At 54.8% G+C, this 383-nt stretch carries 3 tRNA genes and 1 rRNA gene; all 4 read right to left on the bottom strand.

The annotated features are described in order from the left end of the window. Positions 1-4: 4 nt before the first annotated feature. A tRNA-Gln gene (locus tag LOK41_RS28670) sits at positions 5-79 on the bottom strand. A 12-nt stretch (positions 80-91) separates the two neighbouring features. Continuing rightward, positions 92-175: transfer RNA gene (locus tag LOK41_RS28665), tRNA-Tyr, on the bottom strand. Positions 176-184: 9 nt separating this feature from the next. After that, positions 185-260 (bottom strand) — tRNA-Val (locus LOK41_RS28660). A gap of 4 nt (positions 261-264) precedes the next feature. After that, positions 265-380: ribosomal RNA gene (rrf, locus tag LOK41_RS28655) — 5S ribosomal RNA — on the bottom strand. Between the last annotated feature and the right edge of the window lie 3 nt (positions 381-383).

Here is a 383-nt window from a genome sequence, read left to right as displayed (position 1 = left end):
TTAATGGCTGGGCTAGCTGGATTCGAACCAGCGCATGACGGAGTCAAAGTCCGTTGCCTTACCGCTTGGCTATAGCCCATTAATTAAGAAATGGTGGAGGGGGGCAGATTCGAACTGCCGAACCCGAAGGAGCGGATTTACAGTCCGCCGCGTTTAGCCACTTCGCTACCCCTCCGACATTATATGGTGGAGGATGACGGGATCGAACCGCCGACCCCCTGCTTGTAAGGCAGGTGCTCTCCCAGCTGAGCTAATCCTCCATTTGCCTGGCAACGTCCTACTCTCACAGGGACAAGGTCCCAACTACCATCGGCGCTAGAGAGCTTAACTTCCGTGTTCGGTATGGGAACGGGTGTGACCTCTCTGCCATCATTACCAGACTT

Source organism: Bacillus sp. TL12, from assembly GCF_022625245.1.
Classification (GTDB): Bacteria; Bacillota; Bacilli; order Bacillales; family Bacillaceae_G; genus Bacillus_A.
Note: the sequence above shows the minus strand (reverse complement) of the source record. Positions and strands in the feature narration are given on the sequence as shown.